Source organism: Thermomicrobium roseum DSM 5159, assembly GCF_000021685.1.
Lineage (GTDB): Bacteria > Chloroflexota > Chloroflexia > Thermomicrobiales > Thermomicrobiaceae > Thermomicrobium > Thermomicrobium roseum.
Genome location: NC_011959.1, coordinates 1,205,192 through 1,224,484, shown reverse-complemented (window position 1 = coordinate 1,224,484; position 19,293 = coordinate 1,205,192). Strand labels below are relative to the sequence as shown.

Genomic DNA, 19,293 nt, shown 5'->3' with positions numbered 1-19,293 from the left:
TCAGCGGCGACCGAGCAGGAAAGCCAGCGTCGCGACCGCCTCGCGTGCGATGTACCAGCGCTCGAGCGGCGAGCCAGGCCGGATCGGACTACCTGGCGCAGGGCTGCCGACTACCTGGAAACCGAAGGAGCGTGCCATGAGCTTGCTCCGGAAGAGGTGGAACCCATCGCTCACGACGAGAAGGCGCTGAACTCCTCGCTCGTGAAGCGGCTGAGCTGCTGCCTCGATGCTTTGCCAGGTATTGCGGCCAACCGGAACGACGATCAGAGCATTATCGGGAATGCCCTGCTCTCGGAGATAGCGGGCGCCAGCTTCGGCCTCACTCTCGAGGTCTCGGTCGGTTTTTCCACCGACGAGGACGATCGTGGGAGCGTATCCTTGACGAAAGAGTGCGGCAGCGTGGTCGAGACGAGCGCGGAAGGCGCGAGTGGGCCAACCGTTGTACTGGGCAGCACCGAGAACGAGGATCGCGTCGGCGGGTGCGCGCTCGTCGCTGCGAGCGTGCTCAGCGATAGCTAGTCCGAGCACGAGGATGGTCGTCCCGGCAGTCAAGGCAGTCAAACCGAGAAAACCGGCGACGAACCAGCGGGCACCAATCATGGACCGGCGCGAGACGCTCGTCGAGGTACACATCCGATACATTCTCCCGTTCCTAACTGTGCCAGATGACTCGTTGCCGAGTGGAGGACCGGATGAGCGAGGAAACGGACGCGATAACCCGGATCGTACCGGACCGTCGCCGACCCGATCGGCTACTCATCGAGCGGAACGGTTTGCCGTGGCTGCGGCTCAGTGCCCTACGGATCAGCGAACTCGATGTGCGGACCGGTGAAGTTCTCACGCCGGAGCGACGAGCGCGCTTGGAGCATGCGGCAGCTGTCGAGGAAGCGATAGAGGCTGCACTGCGATTGCTCGCAGCGCGTCCGCGGAGTGAGGCGGAACTTGCCCGCCGACTGCGACAGAAAGGCTTCAGGGACGCCGTCGTCCAAGAAGTGATGACCAAACTCCGAGCGCTCGGCTACGTGGACGATCGTGCCTTCGTCGCGTTCTGGGTCGCGCAGCGACGCACGAGTCGTCCGCGAGGCATCGCAGCTCTGCGTCAGGAACTGCGCGCCAAAGGAATCACCGACGAGCTGATCGAAGCGGCCGTGACACACGATGCGGAGGAAGAATTCAGCGCGGCGCTGGCGCTGGCCCAGAAGCACCTTGGGCGTTTGCAGCAACATGACCGGGTGACTCAGGAGCGCCGCGTCATCGGCTTGCTGCAGCGCCGCGGATTTTCCTGGTCCGTTATCCGGCGCGTGGTGCGGGAAGTGTTTTCCGGAAAAGCTGGAGACGACGATTTTCCGCTGGCTGATTGACCAGGGAGCAGATTCACGCAGAGGACCCTCACCCCCGTTCGATTGCGCATGCAGCGCTCCAGGCGAAGCCTTCGTGTGCGGGGCCGTTTCCTCCAATCTTGCTGGCAGCGAGTGCTCTCGTGGCGGAGCGAGCTCGATTCGTGACGGACGCTCGCTGGCCGGGTAGCCGGGCACTGGTTGCGAGGGTGAACGGACACACGGTATACTGGGGTCCCGATGTGGATGCGGAACCCTCGCGTGCAGTTCCGTCCTGCGCCGGTATCAGTGCGAACGGACGGTTCTCGATGGCTGAGATCAAATGGCTAGGGCATGCCTGTGTCCGGCTACGGGGACGAGATGTGACGGTGATCATGGACCCGGTCGGACCAGAGACCGGGTACGTGCCTGCCAAGCAGCGTGCTGACATCGTTACCGTGAGCCATCCTCATCCGGGTCATCGTCATTTGGAATTGGTCCGACCCGGTTACCGGTTGGTCGAGGGGCCGGGAGAATACGAGATCAAAGGGACGTTCATCACCGGCATCCGTACCTACCACGATACCGAACACGGAAAGCGGTTCGGCAAGAACACTGTCTACGTCGTGGACTTGGATGGGGTTCAGGTCTGTCACCTCGGGGATCTCGGTCATCCGCTGAACGAGGAGCAGGCTGAGCTCTTGAGTGACGTGGATGTTTTGCTGGTTCCCGTCGGTGGGGGAACGACCCTGGATGCTGATCGTGCGGTCGAAGTGGTCGGACAGATCGAGCCGCACATCGTCGTGCCGCTCCAATACCGCACGGAGAAGGGTGATCGGGAGCGTGACCCACTGGAACGATTCATGCGGGCGATGGGAATCACCGAGTGGAAGGCCCAAGAGAGCTTGAGCGTGCGCAAGGGCGAGTTCGGGGAGGCGGTGGAAGTGGTGGTGCTCGTCCCCGATCCCTGACGGTGGAGAGCGCTGCGCGGGAGGTGTGCTGATGCCGAAGTACGTCTTCGTGACGGGGGGTGTTGTCTCATCGGTCGGGAAGGGGATCACCACCGCTGCGATCGGGAGACTGCTCAAGAGCCGCGGCTTGCGGGTGGCATTGATGAAACTGGATCCCTACTTGAACGTGGATCCGGGCACGATGTCGCCGTACCAGCACGGCGAAGTCTTCGTCACCGAAGATGGCGCGGAGACCGATCTCGATCTTGGCCATTATGAGCGGTTCACGGACGAGAATTTGAGTCGGGCATCCAACGTCACGACCGGTCAAGTCTACTCGGCCGTGATCGCGAAGGAACGCCGTGGAGATTATCTCGGTGGCACCGTTCAGGTGATCCCGCACATCACCAACGAGATCAAGGCACGCATCCGCCAGGTGGCGGAGCTTCACCGACCGGATGTCATCGTGGTGGAGGTCGGTGGCACAGTTGGTGATATCGAAGGGCAGCCATTCCTGGAGGCGATTCGCCAGATGCGGCGCGAGGAAGGCCGCCGCAACGTGCTGTATATCCATGTCACGTTCTTGCCGTACATCGCTAGCACCGGCGAAGTGAAGACCAAGCCGACCCAACACAGCGTCAAGGAATTGCGCGCGATCGGGATCCAACCGGACGTGATCATCTGTCGGACCGATCATCCGGTCGGTGATGACGTGCGGGCGAAGGTCGCGCTCTTCGGCGATGTGGACGAGGATGCCGTCATCTTGTTGCCGACGGCCGAGACGATTTACGAAGTTCCCTTGATGCTGGAGCGCGCGGGGCTGGGCCGATACGTCATGGAGCATCTCGGCTGGGACGATCGCGATCCCGATTTGGCCGACTGGGAGCGGATGGTGGAACGGTTGAAGTCGCCGCGCCGGCGTCTCCGCATCGCGCTGGTCGGGAAGTACGTCGAGTTGCACGATGCCTACTTGAGCGTGGTCGAAGCCTTGCGCCATGCAGGACTGGCGCATGATGTCGCCGTGGAGATCGTCTGGGTCAATTCGACGGCCGAACGAAGCGAGATCGAGGCGGCGCTGCGCCATGTGAACGGAATCGTGGTGCCGGGAGGGTTCGGCCCGCGCGGCGTCGAAGGGAAGATGCTGGCGGCTCGCTACGCGAGGGAGCGCGGGATTCCTTACCTCGGTCTCTGCTACGGCCTGCACATGGCAGTGATCGAGTTCGCGCGAAACGTCCTCGGACTGTGCGGGGCGAACAGCACGGAAATCGATCCGGAAACGCCCCACCCGGTCATCGACCTCATGCCCGACCAGCGGGGGGTCGAAATGGGGGGTACGATGCGTTTGGGACGATATCCGTGCCAGCTCGTACCGGGGACCAAGGCAGCGCTCGCGTACGGGGAATCGCTGGTCTACGAGCGACACCGCCATCGCTGGGAAGTGAACAATGCCTATCGAGAGGCGTTCGAGGCTGCTGGTTTTGTCGTGAGCGGACAATCTCCTGACGGCCGGTACGTCGAGATCATGGAGCTGCACGATCACCCGTGGTTCGTCGGGGTGCAGTTCCATCCCGAGTTCAAGTCGCGACCGAACCGGCCGCACCCGCTCTTCGTGGCGTTCATCGGTGTGGCCAAGCATGTGTTGCGAGAGGGCGAGCAGCGACCGCTGCCACTGGCTGAGCCGGTCGCGATGCCTGCTGCCGATGACTGATCCGTGTTGCTGGTGCCGCTGGGTTTGTGATAGGATGCGCAAGCGTGAGCGGGCCGCAGAGTCGCCCGCCGCGAGTACGAGATTGGCAAGCGATCGGGACAGCCCTGGGCCTCGGCTTCTCGGTCGTGTCTAGTCTTGTCCTCTGCATCGGCGGAGGAGTGCTGTTGGATCGTTGGCTCGGGACGACGCCGTATCTGACGTTGGTAGGGCTGGTACTGGGACTGGCGACGGCGGGGTATTCGCTGTATCAGCTCGCTGTCATTGGTGGGCAGCGGCGGGGCAGGAGGTAGGGAGTGGAACTCCACATCTCGGTCAAGCCGGAGACGCTCTGGAGTCTCCCGCTCTTCGGTCATTTGACGCTGCGCATTACCAACTCCTTCCTGACGATGCTCCTCGTGATGCTCTTCCTCATCATCCTCGGCTCGATCGTGGCTCGGCGGGCGCAACTCATTCCTGGCCGCTTGCAGTCGGTCGTCGAGATGGTGGTCGAGTTCTTGCTCGGCCTGGTGGAGGGGACTGCAGGCAAGAAACTGGGACGGCGGATCTTTCCGCTGATCGGTGGTCTCTTCATCTTCATCATCGTCGCGAACTACACCGGTTTGCTCCCTGGTATCGGGACGATCGGCATCTGGCATGAGGGGAAGCACGCCCTGGTGGCCGCGAGCGAGGGGGCGACTGGCACCGAGCACGGTGGTCGGACACTGGTGCCACTCTTCCGCCCGCCGAGCGCCGATCTCAATATGACGCTGGCCATGGCACTGATCAGCTACGTCGCGTTCCAGGTGGCTGGCATTTCGGCGCATGGCGTCTGGGGCCGCATCAAGCATATGGCGAACCCGCCGTTTCTCTTGCCGATCGAGATCATCAGTGAACTCTCGCGTATCGTGTCGCTCTCCTTCCGTCTTTTCGGGAATATCTTCGCTGGCGAGACGCTGTTGACCGTCATGTACGGTATCGCCAATGCGATCAAGATCACGGTGGTCGGCTTGGTGATTCCCGTCATTTTCCTCTATCTCGAGGTGCTGTTCGGTTTCATTCAGGCCTTGATCTTCGCGGTGTTGACCTTGATCTACATCGCGTTGGCCTCGGCGCACGAGCATGAGGAGGAGCATGAGGCCGAGGGGCATCACCGGGGTAGCGCGCACGACTCGCGAGCGGTCCCGCTGGGGGCCAGCGGCGATTGACGGTCGGTTACGGAACGCTTTGTCTCTGAGCGGAGCGGACGGTTGGTGAAGGGAGGACAGGATCGTGTTCGCGAATGTCACTGAGCCGGGTGTCGTCGTGCCGATGGCTGCGGCCCTCGCGATCGGGCTCGGAGCACTCGGGCCTGGAATCGGTATCGGGCTCGCGGTAAAGGGCGCGATGGAGGCGATCGGCCGCAATCCGGAGGCTGAGGGAGCGGTCCGCCTGACCATGATCATCGGTGCGGCGCTGGCCGAGGCAGTGGCGATCTATGCCTTCGTCGTCGCGGTGATCATCGCCTTCGTGCTGTAGATCGTCGTCGATCCTGCGGGAGATGGCGGACGCGCCAGCAGCTTCCTGTCGGGGCTGCTGGCGCGGGTTCCCCCGAGACGATGCATCCGAGAAACGTTCGAGAAGGGGCTGGGCAGGAGCATGGAGCAGCTGGGAATCTCCGGTGAAAATCTAGTCGTCCAGCTCATCGCCTTCCTGCTCTTCCTCGCGGTCTTCTGGCGATTCGCTCTGGGGCCGATCACGCGGATGATCGACCAGCGTCAGGAGCGGATCCGCGAGGGTCTGGAAGCGGCCGAGCGGATGAAGCGCGAGTTAGCCGAGACGCAGGCTCGCAACGAGGAGATTCTGGCCGAGGCGCGGCGCGAGGCACAGCGGATCGTGGCGAGTGCCCGCGAGAGCGCTGAACAGTTGATCGCGCGGGCGCGCGAGGAGGCGCAGCAGCAAGCGCAGCAGCTTATCCAGCAAGCGCAAGAGGCGATCGAGGCCGAACGCCAGCGCGTGTGGGCTGAATTGCGCCGTGAGGTAGCGGACCTCGCCATTCTGGCTGCGACCCGTATCATTCGCCAGGAACTGGATCGCGATCGGCACCTGGCCTTGATCGAACAGGCGCTGGCTGAACTCGATGGCGCGCGGCGGTAGGGGGTGCGAGCGTGGCGGTCGCAGGAGTCGCCAAGCGGTACGCCCAGGCTGCGTTCGCCGTCGCCAAGGAGCACGGCCAGCTGGACTTTTGGGAGCAGCGATTAACTGATTTGGAGGCCCTGGCGCGAGACAGCGCGGTCGAGGAGTTCATCCAGAATCCAGCGATCCCACTGGAGGCCAAGGTCCAAGTGATCGATCGGCTTTTCCCCGGTGACGAGAACCGGTACGTGCGAAATCTCCTCGTGCTGCTCCTGGAGCGGGGACGCTGGCACCAGCTGCGCGATGTCGTCGTGGCTTTCCGCGAGCTTCTGCGGGAGCATCGCGGGGTGATCGATGTCGAGCTGGTCACGGCGGTGCCACTGGAACCGAGCGAGGTGGAGCGACTCCGTCGCGAACTCGCGCAGCGACTGAGTCGTCCGGTCGAGTTGCGCACGACGGTCGATCCCGAACTTCTCGGTGGTGTGGTGCTCAAGATCGGGGACGAAGTCTTCGATGCCAGTGTGCGCACGCAGTTGACGAATCTCCGGCGGCAACTCGTCGGAGCAGCAGCCTGAGCGCGTGAGGGAGGCAACATGTCAGTGCGTCCGACCGAAATCACGGAGATCCTCAAGCAACAGATCGAGCAATACGGTAGTCGGATGGTCGTGACCAATGTCGGCTACGTGGTCCAAGTGGGTGACGGGATCGCGACTGTCCATGGCCTGCGTGATGTGATGGCCAGCGAGCTCGTCGAGTTCGAGAACGGTGTGCTCGGCATCGCCTTCAACCTCCAAGAGGACTCGGTCGGTGTCATCATCCTCGGCGACTACACGGGCATCGAGGAAGGTGACGAGGTGCGAGCGACCGGCCGCATCGCGTCGGTACCGGTCGGGCCAGCACTGGTCGGCCGGGTGGTCAATGCGCTCGGTGAACCGATCGACGGGAAGGGGCCGATCAACACCGACAAGTTCCGCCCGATCGAGCGGATCGCTCCCGGCGTGGTGATGCGTCAAGATGTGGACACAGCACTGCAGACCGGCATCAAGGCCATCGACTCGATGATCCCGATTGGCCGGGGGCAGCGCGAGCTGATCATCGGTGACCGGCAGACGGGGAAGACAGCGATCGCCATCGATACCATCATCAATCAGAAGGGGAAAGGTGTCATCTGCATCTACGTGGCGATCGGTCAGAAGCGTGCGCAAGTCGCACAGACTGTGGCGACGCTCGAGCGGTACGGCGCGATGGAGCATACGATCGTCGTGGCTGCGACCGCATCGGATCCGGCAGCACTACAGTACATCGCCCCGTACGCCGGTTGTGCGATGGGCGAAGAGATCATGGAAAGCGGTGGCCATGCCCTGATCGTCTACGATGACCTGTCCAAGCATGCCTGGGCGTATCGGCAGGTTTCCCTGCTGATGCGGCGGCCACCGGGCCGAGAAGCGTATCCTGGCGATATCTTCTACCTCCATTCGCGCCTCCTCGAGCGTGCTGCGCGACTTCGAGACGATCTGGGGGGTGGAACACTGACCGCTCTGCCGATCGTCGAGACGCAAGCCAACGACGTCTCGGCCTACATTCCGACGAACGTCATCTCGATCACGGATGGTCAGATCTATCTGGAGCCGGATCTGTTCTATGCCGGTATCCGGCCCGCGATCAACGTGGGTCTCTCGGTTTCGCGCGTCGGTGGCGCAGCACAGATCCGCGCGATGCGACAAGTGGCCGGGCGCTTGCGTCTGGAATTGGCGCAGTTCCGGGAACTCGCAGCGTTCGCGCAATTTGCGGCCGAATTGGACCCAGCGACCAAGCGCCAGATCGATCGCGGTTTGCGCCTGACCGAGGTGCTCAAACAGCCGCAGTACGAACCGATGCCGGTCGAGGAGCAGGTGGCGATCATCTGGGTCGCGACGAACGGCTACCTGGATGACGTACTGGTCGAGCATGTGCGCGAGTTCGAGAAGCAGTATCTCGACTACCTGCGGACGAGTCATCCGCAGATTCTGCAGCGGATCGCCAGTGAGCGTGAGCTCAAGGACGATCTGATTCAACAACTGCACGAGGTCACGCGAGCCTTCAAGCAGAGTATTTGGGCGCCGCCGCAGGAGCGGGTGATCATCTGACCAGCTGGAGGGGGCGAAGGCCGTGCCGCAAGCAGTAACGCCGCGCGAGATCAGGCGCCGGATCCGGAGCATCAAGAATACGGCGCAGATCACCCGCGCCATGGAGATGGTTGCTGCCTCCAAGATGCGGCGAGCGCAGCAGGCAGTACTCGCTGCACGACCCTATGCTGATCGGATCCGCGCGATGCTCGGCGATCTGGCCGCGATGACGAGTCCAGCCGAGGAAGTGCGTGCTTTCCCGTTGCTCCAGCGAAGGCCGGTCAAGCGGATCCAACTCATCCTGGTGACTTCCGATCGCGGACTGGCTGGCGCGCTCAATACCAATGTGATTCGCCGCGCGGTCGACTTCATGACACGGGAGCGTAGCGAGCCGATCGAGCACTTCGATATCGTGGCTATTGGGCGGAAGGGGCGCGATTTCCTCGTCCGATACGGCTGGCCGATGATCGCGGAGTTCACGCGCGTCACCGATCGACCCTCGGTGGAAGCGATCAGGCCGATCGTCGAGCTCGCGACGCAGGACTTCATCAGCGGCCGTGTCGACGCGGTGTTCGTCGTCTACACGCATTTCATCAACACGTTGCGTCAGGAGCCGCGAGTCTTCCAGTTGCTGCCGATCGAGCCACCGGAAGAGTCGGGTGCGATCAGCGACTATATCTTCGAGCCCGATCCCGCAACGGTGCTGGAGGCGCTACTCCCGCGTTTCCTCGAGATGCAGCTCTATCGCATCTTGCTGGAGGCCTCCGCATCGGAGCACAGTGCGCGGATGGTGGCGATGCGCAACGCGACGCAGAACGCATTGGATCTCGTGGCAGAGTTGACCTTGACGTACAACAAGGCACGGCAAGCGCAGATCACGCGTGAGGTCAGTGAGATCGCTGCCGGCGCCAATGCACTGGGCGCACTGCAATGATCGCCGTGAGTCGACGAGTGAGGTGAAGAAGATGGCTACGCAGGTCGCTACTGGCCGGATCGTGCAGATTCAAGGAGTCGTGGTCGACGTCGAGTTCCCGCCCGGGCAACTGCCCGATATCTACAACGCATTGATCGTCGAGCGGCCCGAGGGTGGCCGGTTGGTGCTGGAAGTTCAGCAGCACCTCGGTAACGACTGGGTGCGCGCGGTGGCGATGTCGACGACCGATGGCCTGAAGCGTGGCATGCCCGTGATCGATACCGGCGAACCGATCAAGGTGCCAGTCGGTCCAGCGACGCTGGGCCGGATTTTCAACGTGGTCGGTGAGCCGATCGACGAGCAGGGACCCGTGCCGGGGGACGCTCCGCGCTGGCCGATCCATCGTCCGGCGCCCTCTTTCGAGGAGCAATCGACGCAAGTCGAAGTCTTCGAGACTGGCCTCAAGGTCATCGATCTGGTGGCTCCCTTCACCAAGGGAGGGAAGGTCGGCGTCTTCGGCGGCGCCGGTGTCGGTAAGACCGTCATCATCATGGAACTGATCCGGAACATCGCCGCTGAGCACGGAGGATACTCGGTCTTCTGCGGCGTGGGGGAACGCACGCGAGAGGGAACGCAGCTCTGGCGCGAGATGCGCGAGTCAGGCGTCATCGACAAGACGGTGCTGGTGTTCGGTCAGATGAACGAGCCACCGGGGGCACGCCTGCGGGTCGGGTTGACCGGCCTGACGATGGCCGAGTACTTCCGCGACGAAGGTCGTGACGTGCTTCTGTTCATCGATAACATCTTCCGGTTCGTGCAGGCTGGCTCCGAAGTGTCGGTGCTGCTCGGCCGCATGCCCAGTGCAGTGGGATACCAGCCGACGCTCGGGACCGACATGGGACAGCTGCAAGAGCGGATCACCTCCACCAAGCGTGGTTCGATCACCTCGGTGCAGGCGATCTACGTGCCGGCCGATGATTACACTGACCCGGCCCCAGCGACGACCTTCGCGCACCTGGACGCGACGATCGCGCTGGAGCGATCGATCGCCGAGCAAGGACTGTACCCGGCGGTCGATCCGCTGGCGTCCACCTCGCGTATCCTCGATCCGAATATCGTGGGCGTCGAGCACTACAGGGTCGCGCGCGAAGTTCAGCGGGTGCTGCAACGGTATCGTGACCTTCAGGACATCATCGCGATCCTCGGCATCGAGGAACTGAGCGAAGAGGACAAGCTGATCGTGGCGCGCGCCCGGAAGATCCAGCGCTTCCTCTCGCAACCGATGTTCGTGGCGGAAGCGTTCACTGGCCGGCCCGGCCGGTACGTCCCGCGGCATGAGACGGTCCGGGGCTTCAAAGAGATTCTCGAGGGGAAGCACGATCACCTGCCAGAGCAGGCCTTCTACATGGTAGGGACGATCGATGAGGCGGTAGAGAAAGCCGAGCAGATGGCGCGCGAAGCGTGACCGGGGGCGAACGATGGCCGGGAAACTCCGGGTGGAAGTGGTAACCGCCGAACGGGTCGTTTATCAGGTCGATGATGCCGATATGGTGATCGCTCCCGGAGCCGAGGGGACACTCGGGATCTTACCGCGCCATGCCCCCCTCGTCTCGTTGCTGAGTATGGGGGAGATGCGCGTCAAGCGCGGGCGCGAAGAGGACAGCCTGACGATCTTCGGCGGTTTCCTGGAGGTCGCCAACAACGTCGTGCGTGTGCTGGCTGACGTGGCGGAGCGGGCCGAAGAGATCGACCTCGCACGGGCGGAGGAGGCGAGACAGCGGGCATTGGCGCGCTTGCGCGAACGCCGGGCGGACATCGATCGTCGACGTGCCGAAATGGCGCTACGGCGCTCGACCATTCGATTGGCGGTCGGTCGCAAGCGACGAGCGCGAGCTGGAGTGGGTGGGCCACCGCTCCCCGAGGCGCAACCCTGAAGGAGGTGGCCGTGGCCATCACGACAGCCACCGAGCGAATCCGGACGATCGGCGGTCGCGTCCTGCGAGGACGTGTCGCGATCGGCGGCGCAAAAAATGCGGCTCTGCCGGCGATGGCTGCGGCACTCCTCACCGAAGAAGAATGCGTCCTCGAGAACGTGCCGCTCCTCGAAGATGTCGTCGTCATGACCGAGTTGCTACGGGCGCTCGGTGCCGAGGTCGATCTCGACACCGAGCGTCACCGCGTCCGCATTCGTGCTGCCGATATCGAGTCGTTCGAGCCGCCCCCTGAACTCGTCGCGCGCATGAGAGCGTCCTTTCTCGTGACCGGTCCATTGCTGGCTCGATTCGGAAGGGCGCGCTCGATTCCTCCCGGTGGCTGCCAGCTCGGTAGTCGTCCAGTCGATGTCGATCTCCGCGGATTCCGCAAGTTCGGGGCACAGGTCGAAGTAACGGAAAGCGGCTTCGAGCTGCGGAGTGGACGGCTTCGCGGCTGCGAGATCTACATGGATTATCCGAGCCATACCGGCACGGAAAATCTTTTGATGGCAGCCTGTTTGGCCCAGGGGACGACGACGATCCTCAATGCCGCGGCCGAGCCGGAAATCGTCAATCTCGGCCAAATCCTCCAGGATATGGGAGCCCGCATCAACGGACTGGGAACCTCGCGGATCGTCGTCCAGGGAGTCGATCGCTTGCGCGGATATCGTGCCTCTGTATTGCCTGATCGCCTCGAGGCGGGGACGCTGGCGATCGCTGCCGCGATCACCCACGGCGAGGTGATCCTGGATCATGTACGGGAAGCTGACATGGCACCGCTGACGCACAAGTTGCGGGAAGCGGGAGCAGAAGTCTGGTGGAGCGAATCCTCGATGCTGGTGCGCGCTCCTGGACCGCTCTACGCGACGGAAATTCAGGCGTTGCCCTTCCCAGGGTTCCCGACCGATCTCCAGGCGGCGTTTGCCGTCCTCATGACGCAAGCTCAGGGGCGGAGTCGTATTTTCGAGCGCGTGTTCAACGATCGTCTCCGCTACACGAGTGAGTTGCAGCGGATGGGAGCACGGATCGAACTGATCGATCGCCAGCAGGCGATCATCGAAGGACCTGTCAAGCTGCAGGGTACAGCAGTGCGTGCGCTCGATATTCGGAGCGGAGCCTGTCTGGTCTTGGCGGGTCTCGTCGCCGAAGGAGAAACGATCGTCCTCGAAGCCCACCACTTGCGACGTGGCTACGAGGACTTGGTGGGCAAGCTGGCCGCGCTGGGCGCAGACATCCACTACGCGTGAGTCTGTTCGCGCCGAGGGAGCTCGGTACCCCATGACGACGACACAGGGGCTGTGGCGTGCACGATTGCCGGTTCTCATTGCGGGGGTGTTCGTGCTCGCCTTCGTCGCGCTGGTTGCCGTCGCATTCGAACGGCAACGTGGGACGAGCGAACTCGGAGCAGGTGGCCGCATCAACACGGTCGGGACCTTCATCCGCTTTGCGAATCGTGCAGCGCCCGACTTCACACTGCCCGATCTCCGGGGCGGGAAAGACATCGCGCTCGCTGACCTGCGTGGTCAGGTGGTCATCGTCAATTTCTGGGGATCCTGGTGCCCGCCATGCCGCGAGGAGGCGCCGGTGCTGGCTGCCTTCGCCCGCGAGTATGCGGACGACGGCGTCACCGTCGTCGGGATCGACGTCTGGGAAAAGGATTGGAACGACGGACGGGCCTTTCTCGAGGAGTTCCGGGTCGACTATCCGAACGTGTACGATGCCCGCGGCCGTGTCACGATCGACTACGGGGTTTCCGGTGTCCCGGAGACCTTCTTCATCGGCCCAGACGGGCAGTTGCTCGGGAAGTACACCGGCCCACTCAAGTCGGCCGATCAACTTCTGAGCATCCTCGCGGAACTCGGTATTACCCTCAGCCCGATGCGCTGAAGGATGCACCGAATGGAGCAGATCGATATCGCGGCGTTCGTGCGGATCGTGCTGCGGCTCGTCCATGCTCTCGCCGGCGCCATCTGGCTCGGCAGCGGAGCATATCTTCTCGTCGCACTGACTCCGTTACGAGGAGTCGTGACCAGCGCACAGGACACGCTGCGAGCTGCGCAACTGCGTTTTCGCCGTTGGTGGGTGATAGCCAGCGCGCTGTTGCTCGGATCAGGTGTTGCGCTCATGTTCGACCGGCTGGCCGATGGTCGGGGTACGGCGCTGTACGTGATCCTCTTGCTGGTCAAGGTCGCGGCTGGCCTCCTCGCGCTCGCCGCCACCGGCGGGCTTCTACCCCGCGGCGCTTCCTGGGAGAGAGGGAGTGCGACGCGAGCGTGGCTGAGCGGTCGAACGGTGCTCCTGCTCGGGACACTCGCCTATCTGCTCGGTGTACTCTTATCGGTGATCTATCCGCCGGACCCGACCGCGGGCTGGCGGTGACGGACGGTACCGAGGCGAGCGGGGGCTGATCGATGAGTACGGCTGTTGCGACCCGTAGCGGGGCTCGTCGGATTCGCCTGGATGTTCGTCTGCTCGTTCTCGCGCTCGTGATGGCCGGTGCGGTCGGGTATCTCATGTATACCGGCTTGCAAGGCACGGCGGCTTCTTACTTCGTCACGGTCAGCGAATTGCAAGCGCGAGCGAGCGAGGTCGATGGGCGGCGCGTGCGGGTCGGCGGTGATGTCGTTACCGGGAGTATCGTGCGCGGTGGTCCTGGTGAGCCGATCCATTTTCGTATCGGCGATGGGACCAGCGAACTCGAGGTCGTGTACAGTGGTGTGCTTCCTGACATCTTCGCCGAGGGGCGTCATGTCATCGTCGAGGGGTTGTACCGCAACGGGCAACCCGTGCAGGCAGACAGCGTCCTAACGCAGTGCCCGTCTCGTTTCGAGGCAGCTCCGACTGCCTCCTCGAGTTGAGAACGGAGGCTTTCTCGTGGCACAGCTGGGTTCGGGAGCGCTGGTCCTCGCTCTCCTCTTGGCAGTGTACGGTCTCGGAGCGAGCTTCATCGGGGTGCGACGGCGCGTGCCGGAACTCCTGGCGAGCGCCTACCGAGCGACCTACGGCGTGGCTTTCCTGATTCTCGTCGCCCTCATCGTCTTGGTCATTTCGTTCGTGCGACACGATTTTCGTCTCGCTTACGTGGCAGCGCGTTCCAGCCGCGACATGCCGATCCAGTATGTCATTTCAGCGTTCTACGGGGGACAGGAGGGTAGCCTCCTCTATTGGGCCGCAGTCGCGAGCGGCTTGGGGGCACTCGCGCTGTATCTCCACCGCCGTTCCGATCGTGCACTGCTTCCGTACATGACGATGACCCTTTTGGCCATCGTCACGTTTTTCCTCCTTGTCCTGACGATCGTCGCCAGTCCCTTCCGGCTGCTTCCGGTCACCCCACCCGATGGGGCGGGACTCAACCCGCTGCTCCGCGATCCAGGAATGATGGCGCACCCGCCGTTCCTGCTGGCAGGGTATGCGAGTTTCACCGTGCCCTTCGCTTTCGGCATGGCGGCACTGGTGACCGGACGGCTCGGCAGCGATTGGCTGCAGGCCATTCGGCGCTGGACGCTCCTGGCCTGGGCGCTCCTCGGCATGGGTCTCTTGATCGGGGCGTGGTGGGCCTACCATGTGCTCGGTTGGGGAGGCTACTGGGGGTGGGATCCGGTCGAGAATCTGGCCCTGTTGCCGTGGTTGACGGCAACAGCGTTCTTGCACTCGGTGATCGTTCAAGAGCGGCGGGGGATGCTCAAGGTCTGGAACCTCGCCTTGCTCTTGGCGACGTTCGCGTTGTGCATCTTCGGTACGTTTATCGTGCGCAGCGGCATGCTGTCGTCCGTCCACGCTTTTGCCGTCTCGACGATCGGTCACTGGTTCTTGGCGTATTTGGCTCTCGTCCTCGTCGTGGGGATCGGATTGCTGCTCTATCGGCTACCGGGGTTGCAGAGCGAGCGGCACATCGAGTCGGTGACGTCGCGCGAGGGCGGCTTCCTCGTGAACAATTTGCTGCTGACCGCGATGGCCTTCGCGGTGTTTTGGGGAACGACTTTCCCATTGTTCAGCGAGCTGTTCTGGGAAACTCGCATTACGGTCGGGCCGCCCTTCTATAACCGCGTCGTCGGGCCTCTGCTTCTCGTTTTGCTCGCATTGATGGGGCTGGGACCGCTCCTGGCCTGGCGACGGACGGAACTTCCTTTGTTGCTCCGCAATCTGCGCTGGCCGCTCCTCGCTGCGGGAGTCGCCGCCGGATTCGGTGTCATTCTGCTCGACCGCTGGTGGGCCGTGGCCGCCTACGCCGTCACAGTGTTCGCCTTTGCCGCCACGATCCAGGAGTACTGGCGAGGTGTTCGAGCACGACGCCGCAATGTCCGCGAGGCTCTCCCGGTAGCTGCGTGGGAGCTACTGCGTCGGAACAACCGTCGCTACGGTGGGTATCTGGTTCATCTGGCGATTCTTCTGATGGCGGTCGGTATCATTGCCTCCAATGCCTTCCAGCTGGAGCGCCAATTCGTTTTGCGCCCTGGTGAGCAGGGTTCCATCGGACCGTACACGATCGTCTACCGCGGCCTGGACGATCGGCGGACAGCAGACGCGGAAGTCGTCGCTGCCAAAGTCGATGTCTATCGTGGCGAGCGCTACGCCGCGACAGTCGAAAGTTATCGATTCTTTTATCGCAACTACGAGGATCAACCGACTGCCCGCATGGGAATCACACTTGTGGGCCTCGATGACGTGTACGTGGTACTCGACCGCTGGCAGGATGACGGAACTGCGAGCATCCGGGTTTATGTGAATCCGCTGGTGATCTGGATCTGGGTCGGTGGAGCAGTATTCGTCCTTGGTACGCTTACGCTGTTCTGGCCGCAGCCGGTTCCCGCGCCGGCTCGCCTGCCGCGTACCGTTCCGGGTATGGCACGCGAGGCATAGCATGACTGCGCGAGGGTGGCGAGCACGAGTTCGAAGGTGGCGAGTGACTCGGCTGGGTGCACGGGTGAGTCAGCTCGTTCCGGGGTTCGTCATCGTGGTTCTCGTGAGCTTCTTGTTCGCTGGAGCGGTCCAAGCGGAAGAAGCGCTGTCACCAGAGGCGCTGGAGATCGCCAATCAGCTCAATTGTCCCGTCTGCCAGGGCCAGAGCGTCCGCGACTCCAACTCCGAACTCGCGCGTCAGATGCGTCAACTCATCCAGCAAAAGCTCGATGCCGGCGAATCGCGTGAGGAGATTCTCCAGTATTTCGTCGATCGCTATGGAGTGAGCGTTCTCCGCGAACCGCCCCGTCAGGGTTACTTCTGGGTCCTCTGGTGGGGGCCGGTCGTTGGGCTGGTGGGAGGTATCCTGTTGCTCGTTTTGTACTTCCGACGGCGAGATGCAGCAGCGAGTGGCGTCGAGGAACCAGTGGCACCTGAGGAACTGCGACGCGTCGAACAGCTCCTCGAGCCGGAAGGGAGAGTCCGCTGATGCTGCTCGATACGGTCCTCTTGCTCCTCCTGGCGATCGGGGTTGTCGCTTTCGTCCTGCACCCCTTGTGGATCGCCCGGCGCAGAGTAGCGGGGCCCGCTTGGTCAGCTGAACTCCTCGACCTTTTCGCCGAGCGAGACGCGATTTTGGCGATGCTCCGTGATCTCCAGCTCGACTACGAGACCGGAAAGGTGAGTGACAGCGACTATCGCGTCATGCGGCAATCACTCCTGACACACGCAGCTCGGCTCTTGCAGGCGATCGAACGGGCTGAGTCGTCGGTAGACGCGGATATCGATCGCGAGATCGAGCAGCTGCGCGAACTGGCACGGCAACTCGATACTGGCTCGACTCGGAGAACGGTCGGCGCATCACCATGACAACGCAGGTCGATCGGAACGACGCGACTCGGCTGGGACACGACCCTGTTCTCACCGCTCGTGCTCTCACGAAGCGTTATGGCTGGAGAACGGTCCTGAACAGGATCGATCTGACGGTCCACGCAGGCGAGTGTCTGGCGATCCTCGGTCCGAACGGTGCCGGGAAGACGACCTTGCTCCGTCTTCTCGTCGGTCTCGTGCGCCCCACATCTGGATCGATCGAGTGGTTCGGTCGACCGGCCGGAGACTTCGGACCGGCAGTTCGCGCACAGCTGGGCGTGGTCATGCATCGCATCATGCTCGATCCGGAGCTGACGGTAGCCGAAAACCTGCGCTACTATGCCCGCCTCTACGGAGTAATTGATGCTGCTGAACGGATTCGGGCATTGGGGGAGGAACTGGGACTGACCGACCGACTCGGTGATCGAGTGCGCTCCTTGTCGCGCGGCTTTCAGCAGCGTGCGGCACTGGCCCGAGCGCTCCTGCACCGACCCCGGGTGCTCCTCCTGGATGAACCGGATACAGGTTTGGATATCGCCTCGCGCATCCGTCTGGTCGACCTGGTGGAGCGGTTTTGCGCCGACGGAGGCACAGTGCTCATGACGACGCACGCACCTGAACTGGCCATCCAACTCGCCCAGCGGGCCATCTATCTCGAGCGCGGGCGGATCGTCTGGTCGGCGCGCGGGCGAGACGAGCTCGATCTTCACCTGCGGATCCAGCCGAGGCTGGTGACCGTATGAGTGCCTGGAGCCAGTTCACCGCGATCGTCAAGCGTGACCTTCTCCTCGAGTGGCGGGCGCGCGAACTCGTCCTCGGGATGCTCGTGATGACGCTCTTGACCTTGCTGATTTTCACTTTTGCTTTCGATTTGAGCGGCGTCCAGCGTGCGGCGAGCGGTTCAGGGGCCTTGTGGGTCGCGATCGTCTTTGCAACGCTCCTCGGGTGGGGACGTGCTGTCGCCCTGGATCGCCAGGAAGGTGCCTGGGAGGGACTTCTTCTGAGCCCCGTTGAGCGACCGGTTATTTTCATCGCAAAGCTCGTGAGTATGCTGGTCTTCGTCACGATCGTCGAGCTCGTCGCGCTCCTCGTCCTGGCCGTCCTCTTCGCACTGCCGGTTTTGCAGCCTGGGGTGCTCGTAGTGGTTGGGCTGGGCACGCTCGGGCTCTGCACGCTCGGCACGCTGTTCGCTGCGATGACCGCCAATGTCCGCTCGCGTGAGGTGCTTCTTCCAGCCCTGTTGTTCCCGCTGGCTGTGCCGGTCGTCATCGGTGCGGTTCGGGCAACGACGCTCGAGTTGAATGGCTTCACGGGAGACGCGGCGCCGTGGAAGAGTCTGCTCGGGGGCTTCGCCGCATTGTTCTTCGCGCTCGGTGCACTGACCTTCGGGAGCGTGACCGAAGAGTGAACGAATCGGCTCGAAAGGAGAAAGGAGAGTGAGCATGGCGACAGTCACGAACACAGTCAGGCGACCAGCGACCACTGCATGGTTGTCGGTTCTCGCGGCGCTTTCCTTCTTGTCGGTCGCCCTATCGGTCGTGCTGATCTTCCTGTATGCGCCGCGTGACGTCGATCAGGGCGAGGTGCAACGCTTGTTCTACCTCCATCTGCCAGCTGCCTGGTTGGCCTATCTCTCCTTTTTCATCATCTTCGTCAGCAGCATCTTGTACCTGGTACGGGGGCATGCCCGTTGGGATCGGCTGGCTCGCTCTGCGGCAGAACTCGGCTTCATTTTCACCACGCTCGTGTTGTTGACCGGTTCGATCTGGGGGCGACCGATTTGGGGCACATGGTGGACGTGGGATGCGCGACTCACGACGACCCTGATCCTGTGGTTCATCTACCTCGGCTATTTCCTTTTGCGCGCGTATGTTGCAGATCCGGAGCGGGGGGCACGGTATGCCGCTGTTCTGGGAATCGTCGGCTTCGTCGATATTCCGATCATTCACATGTCGGTTCGCTGGTGGCGCACGTTGCATCCCCAACCGATCGTGGTGAGGAGCGAGGGACCGGCCATGCCGCCGGAGATGCTGGTGACGATGATCGTCACATTGGTTGCCTTCTGCATTCTCTACGTGTTCTTGCTCGCGGTGAAATACCGGATCGAAACGACGCGTGATGAAGTGATGGAGCTCCGCGGGACGCTCGAACAGTACGGCTGATCGAGAAAGGGAGGAAGCGGAACGATGGAAAATGTGTGGTACCTGTTCGCTGGTTTCTTCGTGACCTGGTTGATTCTCGGCATCTACCTGTTCTCGTTGCGGCGGCAAATCGAAGTGCTCCGCAGCGAGTTGGCCAGTCTGCGCGGGGAGGCGCGCACGTCGGAACGGCAGCGGTCCCCTGAATCAGCTACTGCCAGCGAGCCGAACGTTTCCTGAGGTCTCGATCCGGCGTGGTGCGCCGCCTCTCTCCGAACCCAGACGCGTCGTGCGAGCACAGGGAGTGACCCGAGCGATCCTTGGGGGTCG

General features: G+C 62.8%; 24 protein-coding genes. 23 read left to right on the top strand and 1 reads right to left on the bottom strand.

Translation table 11 applies throughout. The annotated features are described in order from the left end of the window. The gene (locus TRD_RS05785) at nt 1-633 is read right to left on the bottom strand and encodes a YdcF family protein (protein WP_015922191.1); all 633 of its coding nucleotides are present in this window, start codon (nt 631-633) and stop codon (nt 1-3) included. Nucleotides 634-692: 59 nt separating this feature from the next. On the opposite strand from TRD_RS05785, the gene TRD_RS05780 reads away from it, so the two are divergent. From TRD_RS05780 to TRD_RS05675, 23 genes are all read left to right on the top strand, one after another. Next, nucleotides 693-1,361, top strand: coding sequence for a regulatory protein RecX (locus TRD_RS05780; RefSeq protein ID WP_015922190.1), 669 nt, complete (start codon nt 693-695; stop codon nt 1,359-1,361). Nucleotides 1,362-1,645: 284 nt separating this feature from the next. After that, nucleotides 1,646-2,287: an MBL fold metallo-hydrolase gene (locus tag TRD_RS05775; protein ID WP_041436709.1), complete on the top strand. Its 642-nt coding sequence runs from the start codon at nt 1,646-1,648 to the stop codon at nt 2,285-2,287. Nucleotides 2,288-2,318: 31 nt separating this feature from the next. Further along, nucleotides 2,319-3,974, top strand: a complete 1,656-nt coding sequence (locus TRD_RS05770; RefSeq protein ID WP_015922188.1) for a CTP synthase — start codon at nt 2,319-2,321, stop codon at nt 3,972-3,974. Nucleotides 3,975-4,018: 44 nt separating this feature from the next. Next, nucleotides 4,019-4,264 carry an AtpZ/AtpI family protein gene (locus TRD_RS14135; RefSeq protein WP_015922187.1) on the top strand — a complete coding sequence of 82 codons (246 nt, stop codon included), beginning with the start codon at nt 4,019-4,021 and terminating at the stop codon, nt 4,262-4,264. Between the two features lie 3 nt (nt 4,265-4,267). After that, a complete protein-coding gene (gene atpB, locus TRD_RS05765; RefSeq protein ID WP_015922186.1) occupies nt 4,268-5,158 on the top strand; it encodes a F0F1 ATP synthase subunit A in 891 nt (296 codons plus the stop codon). Between the two features lie 103 nt (nt 5,159-5,261). Next, on the top strand, nt 5,262-5,468 hold the full coding sequence (gene atpE / locus TRD_RS05760; RefSeq protein ID WP_041436708.1) for an ATP synthase F0 subunit C: 207 nt from the start codon (nt 5,262-5,264) through the stop codon (nt 5,466-5,468). Between the two features lie 120 nt (nt 5,469-5,588). Further along, the gene (gene atpF / locus TRD_RS05755) at nt 5,589-6,086 is read left to right on the top strand and encodes a F0F1 ATP synthase subunit B (protein WP_015922184.1); all 498 of its coding nucleotides are present in this window, start codon (nt 5,589-5,591) and stop codon (nt 6,084-6,086) included. Between the two features lie 11 nt (nt 6,087-6,097). Beyond that, nucleotides 6,098-6,640, top strand: a complete 543-nt coding sequence (gene atpH / locus TRD_RS05750; RefSeq protein ID WP_015922183.1) for an ATP synthase F1 subunit delta — start codon at nt 6,098-6,100, stop codon at nt 6,638-6,640. An 18-nt stretch (nt 6,641-6,658) separates the two neighbouring features. Continuing rightward, nucleotides 6,659-8,191, top strand: coding sequence for a F0F1 ATP synthase subunit alpha (atpA, locus tag TRD_RS05745; RefSeq protein ID WP_015922182.1), 1,533 nt, complete (start codon nt 6,659-6,661; stop codon nt 8,189-8,191). A gap of 22 nt (nt 8,192-8,213) precedes the next feature. Then, nucleotides 8,214-9,104: a F0F1 ATP synthase subunit gamma gene (locus TRD_RS05740; protein WP_015922181.1), complete on the top strand. Its 891-nt coding sequence runs from the start codon at nt 8,214-8,216 to the stop codon at nt 9,102-9,104. A 31-nt stretch (nt 9,105-9,135) separates the two neighbouring features. Then, complete coding sequence (atpD, locus tag TRD_RS05735; RefSeq protein WP_041435997.1) at nt 9,136-10,548, top strand: F0F1 ATP synthase subunit beta; 1,413 nt, start codon at nt 9,136-9,138, stop codon at nt 10,546-10,548. A gap of 13 nt (nt 10,549-10,561) precedes the next feature. Next, nucleotides 10,562-11,017 carry a F0F1 ATP synthase subunit epsilon gene (locus TRD_RS05730; RefSeq protein ID WP_015922179.1) on the top strand — a complete coding sequence of 152 codons (456 nt, stop codon included), beginning with the start codon at nt 10,562-10,564 and terminating at the stop codon, nt 11,015-11,017. An 11-nt stretch (nt 11,018-11,028) separates the two neighbouring features. Next, nucleotides 11,029-12,303, top strand: a complete 1,275-nt coding sequence (gene murA, locus TRD_RS05725; RefSeq protein ID WP_015922178.1) for a UDP-N-acetylglucosamine 1-carboxyvinyltransferase — start codon at nt 11,029-11,031, stop codon at nt 12,301-12,303. A gap of 31 nt (nt 12,304-12,334) precedes the next feature. Next, nucleotides 12,335-12,943 (top strand): TlpA disulfide reductase family protein, encoded by a 609-nt coding sequence (locus TRD_RS05720; RefSeq protein WP_015922177.1) that lies wholly within the window; start codon nt 12,335-12,337, stop codon nt 12,941-12,943. Between the two features lie 12 nt (nt 12,944-12,955). Next, a complete protein-coding gene (locus TRD_RS05715; protein ID WP_015922176.1) occupies nt 12,956-13,435 on the top strand; it encodes a hypothetical protein in 480 nt (159 codons plus the stop codon). Nucleotides 13,436-13,467: 32 nt separating this feature from the next. Continuing rightward, nucleotides 13,468-13,914 (top strand): cytochrome c maturation protein CcmE, encoded by a 447-nt coding sequence (locus TRD_RS05710; protein ID WP_015922175.1) that lies wholly within the window; start codon nt 13,468-13,470, stop codon nt 13,912-13,914. A gap of 16 nt (nt 13,915-13,930) precedes the next feature. Then, nucleotides 13,931-15,916 carry a heme lyase CcmF/NrfE family subunit gene (locus TRD_RS05705; protein WP_015922174.1) on the top strand — a complete coding sequence of 662 codons (1,986 nt, stop codon included), beginning with the start codon at nt 13,931-13,933 and terminating at the stop codon, nt 15,914-15,916. Nucleotides 15,917-15,959: 43 nt separating this feature from the next. After that, nucleotides 15,960-16,445 carry a cytochrome c-type biogenesis protein gene (locus TRD_RS05700; RefSeq protein WP_015922173.1) on the top strand — a complete coding sequence of 162 codons (486 nt, stop codon included), beginning with the start codon at nt 15,960-15,962 and terminating at the stop codon, nt 16,443-16,445. Continuing rightward, entirely contained in the window at nt 16,445-16,825 is a 381-nt protein-coding gene (locus tag TRD_RS05695; protein WP_015922172.1) for a hypothetical protein, read from the top strand. Before TRD_RS05700 ends, TRD_RS05695 begins: the two co-directional genes overlap by 1 nt. Continuing rightward, on the top strand, nt 16,822-17,568 hold the full coding sequence (ccmA, locus tag TRD_RS05690) for a heme ABC exporter ATP-binding protein CcmA (protein ID WP_015922171.1): 747 nt from the start codon (nt 16,822-16,824) through the stop codon (nt 17,566-17,568). The genes TRD_RS05695 and ccmA overlap by 4 nt, the downstream gene beginning before the upstream one ends. After that, nucleotides 17,565-18,233 (top strand): heme exporter protein CcmB, encoded by a 669-nt coding sequence (locus TRD_RS05685; RefSeq protein WP_015922170.1) that lies wholly within the window; start codon nt 17,565-17,567, stop codon nt 18,231-18,233. Before ccmA ends, TRD_RS05685 begins: the two co-directional genes overlap by 4 nt. A 34-nt stretch (nt 18,234-18,267) precedes the next feature. After that, nucleotides 18,268-18,987, top strand: a complete 720-nt coding sequence (gene ccmC, locus TRD_RS05680) for a heme ABC transporter permease CcmC (RefSeq protein WP_015922169.1) — start codon at nt 18,268-18,270, stop codon at nt 18,985-18,987. A gap of 24 nt (nt 18,988-19,011) precedes the next feature. Further along, nucleotides 19,012-19,203 (top strand): CcmD family protein, encoded by a 192-nt coding sequence (locus TRD_RS05675; RefSeq protein WP_015922168.1) that lies wholly within the window; start codon nt 19,012-19,014, stop codon nt 19,201-19,203. Nucleotides 19,204-19,293: the final 90 nt, after the last annotated feature.

Excerpts from the sequence above, each read along its gene's own strand:
- atpE (WP_041436708.1), top strand. The coding sequence starts at position 5,262 with ATGGCTGCGGCCCTCGCGATCGGGCTCGGAGCACTCGGGCCTGGAATC.
- atpF (WP_015922184.1), top strand. The coding sequence starts at position 5,589 with ATGGAGCAGCTGGGAATCTCCGGTGAAAATCTAGTCGTCCAGCTCATC.
- TRD_RS05695 (WP_015922172.1), top strand. The coding sequence starts at position 16,445 with ATGCTGCTCGATACGGTCCTCTTGCTCCTCCTGGCGATCGGGGTTGTC.
- TRD_RS05770 (WP_015922188.1), top strand. The coding sequence starts at position 2,319 with ATGCCGAAGTACGTCTTCGTGACGGGGGGTGTTGTCTCATCGGTCGGG.
- ccmA (WP_015922171.1), top strand. The coding sequence starts at position 16,822 with ATGACAACGCAGGTCGATCGGAACGACGCGACTCGGCTGGGACACGAC.
- TRD_RS05775 (WP_041436709.1), top strand. The coding sequence starts at position 1,646 with ATGGCTGAGATCAAATGGCTAGGGCATGCCTGTGTCCGGCTACGGGGA.
- TRD_RS05720 (WP_015922177.1), top strand. The coding sequence starts at position 12,335 with ATGACGACGACACAGGGGCTGTGGCGTGCACGATTGCCGGTTCTCATT.
- ccmC (WP_015922169.1), top strand. The coding sequence starts at position 18,268 with ATGGCGACAGTCACGAACACAGTCAGGCGACCAGCGACCACTGCATGG.
- atpD (WP_041435997.1), top strand. The coding sequence starts at position 9,136 with ATGGCTACGCAGGTCGCTACTGGCCGGATCGTGCAGATTCAAGGAGTC.
- TRD_RS05785 (WP_015922191.1), bottom strand. The coding sequence starts at position 633 with ATGTGTACCTCGACGAGCGTCTCGCGCCGGTCCATGATTGGTGCCCGC.
- TRD_RS05715 (WP_015922176.1), top strand. The coding sequence starts at position 12,956 with ATGGAGCAGATCGATATCGCGGCGTTCGTGCGGATCGTGCTGCGGCTC.
- TRD_RS05685 (WP_015922170.1), top strand. The coding sequence starts at position 17,565 with ATGAGTGCCTGGAGCCAGTTCACCGCGATCGTCAAGCGTGACCTTCTC.
- TRD_RS05675 (WP_015922168.1), top strand. The coding sequence starts at position 19,012 with ATGGAAAATGTGTGGTACCTGTTCGCTGGTTTCTTCGTGACCTGGTTG.
- atpA (WP_015922182.1), top strand. The coding sequence starts at position 6,659 with ATGTCAGTGCGTCCGACCGAAATCACGGAGATCCTCAAGCAACAGATC.
- TRD_RS05780 (WP_015922190.1), top strand. The coding sequence starts at position 693 with ATGAGCGAGGAAACGGACGCGATAACCCGGATCGTACCGGACCGTCGC.
- TRD_RS05710 (WP_015922175.1), top strand. The coding sequence starts at position 13,468 with ATGAGTACGGCTGTTGCGACCCGTAGCGGGGCTCGTCGGATTCGCCTG.
- TRD_RS05730 (WP_015922179.1), top strand. The coding sequence starts at position 10,562 with ATGGCCGGGAAACTCCGGGTGGAAGTGGTAACCGCCGAACGGGTCGTT.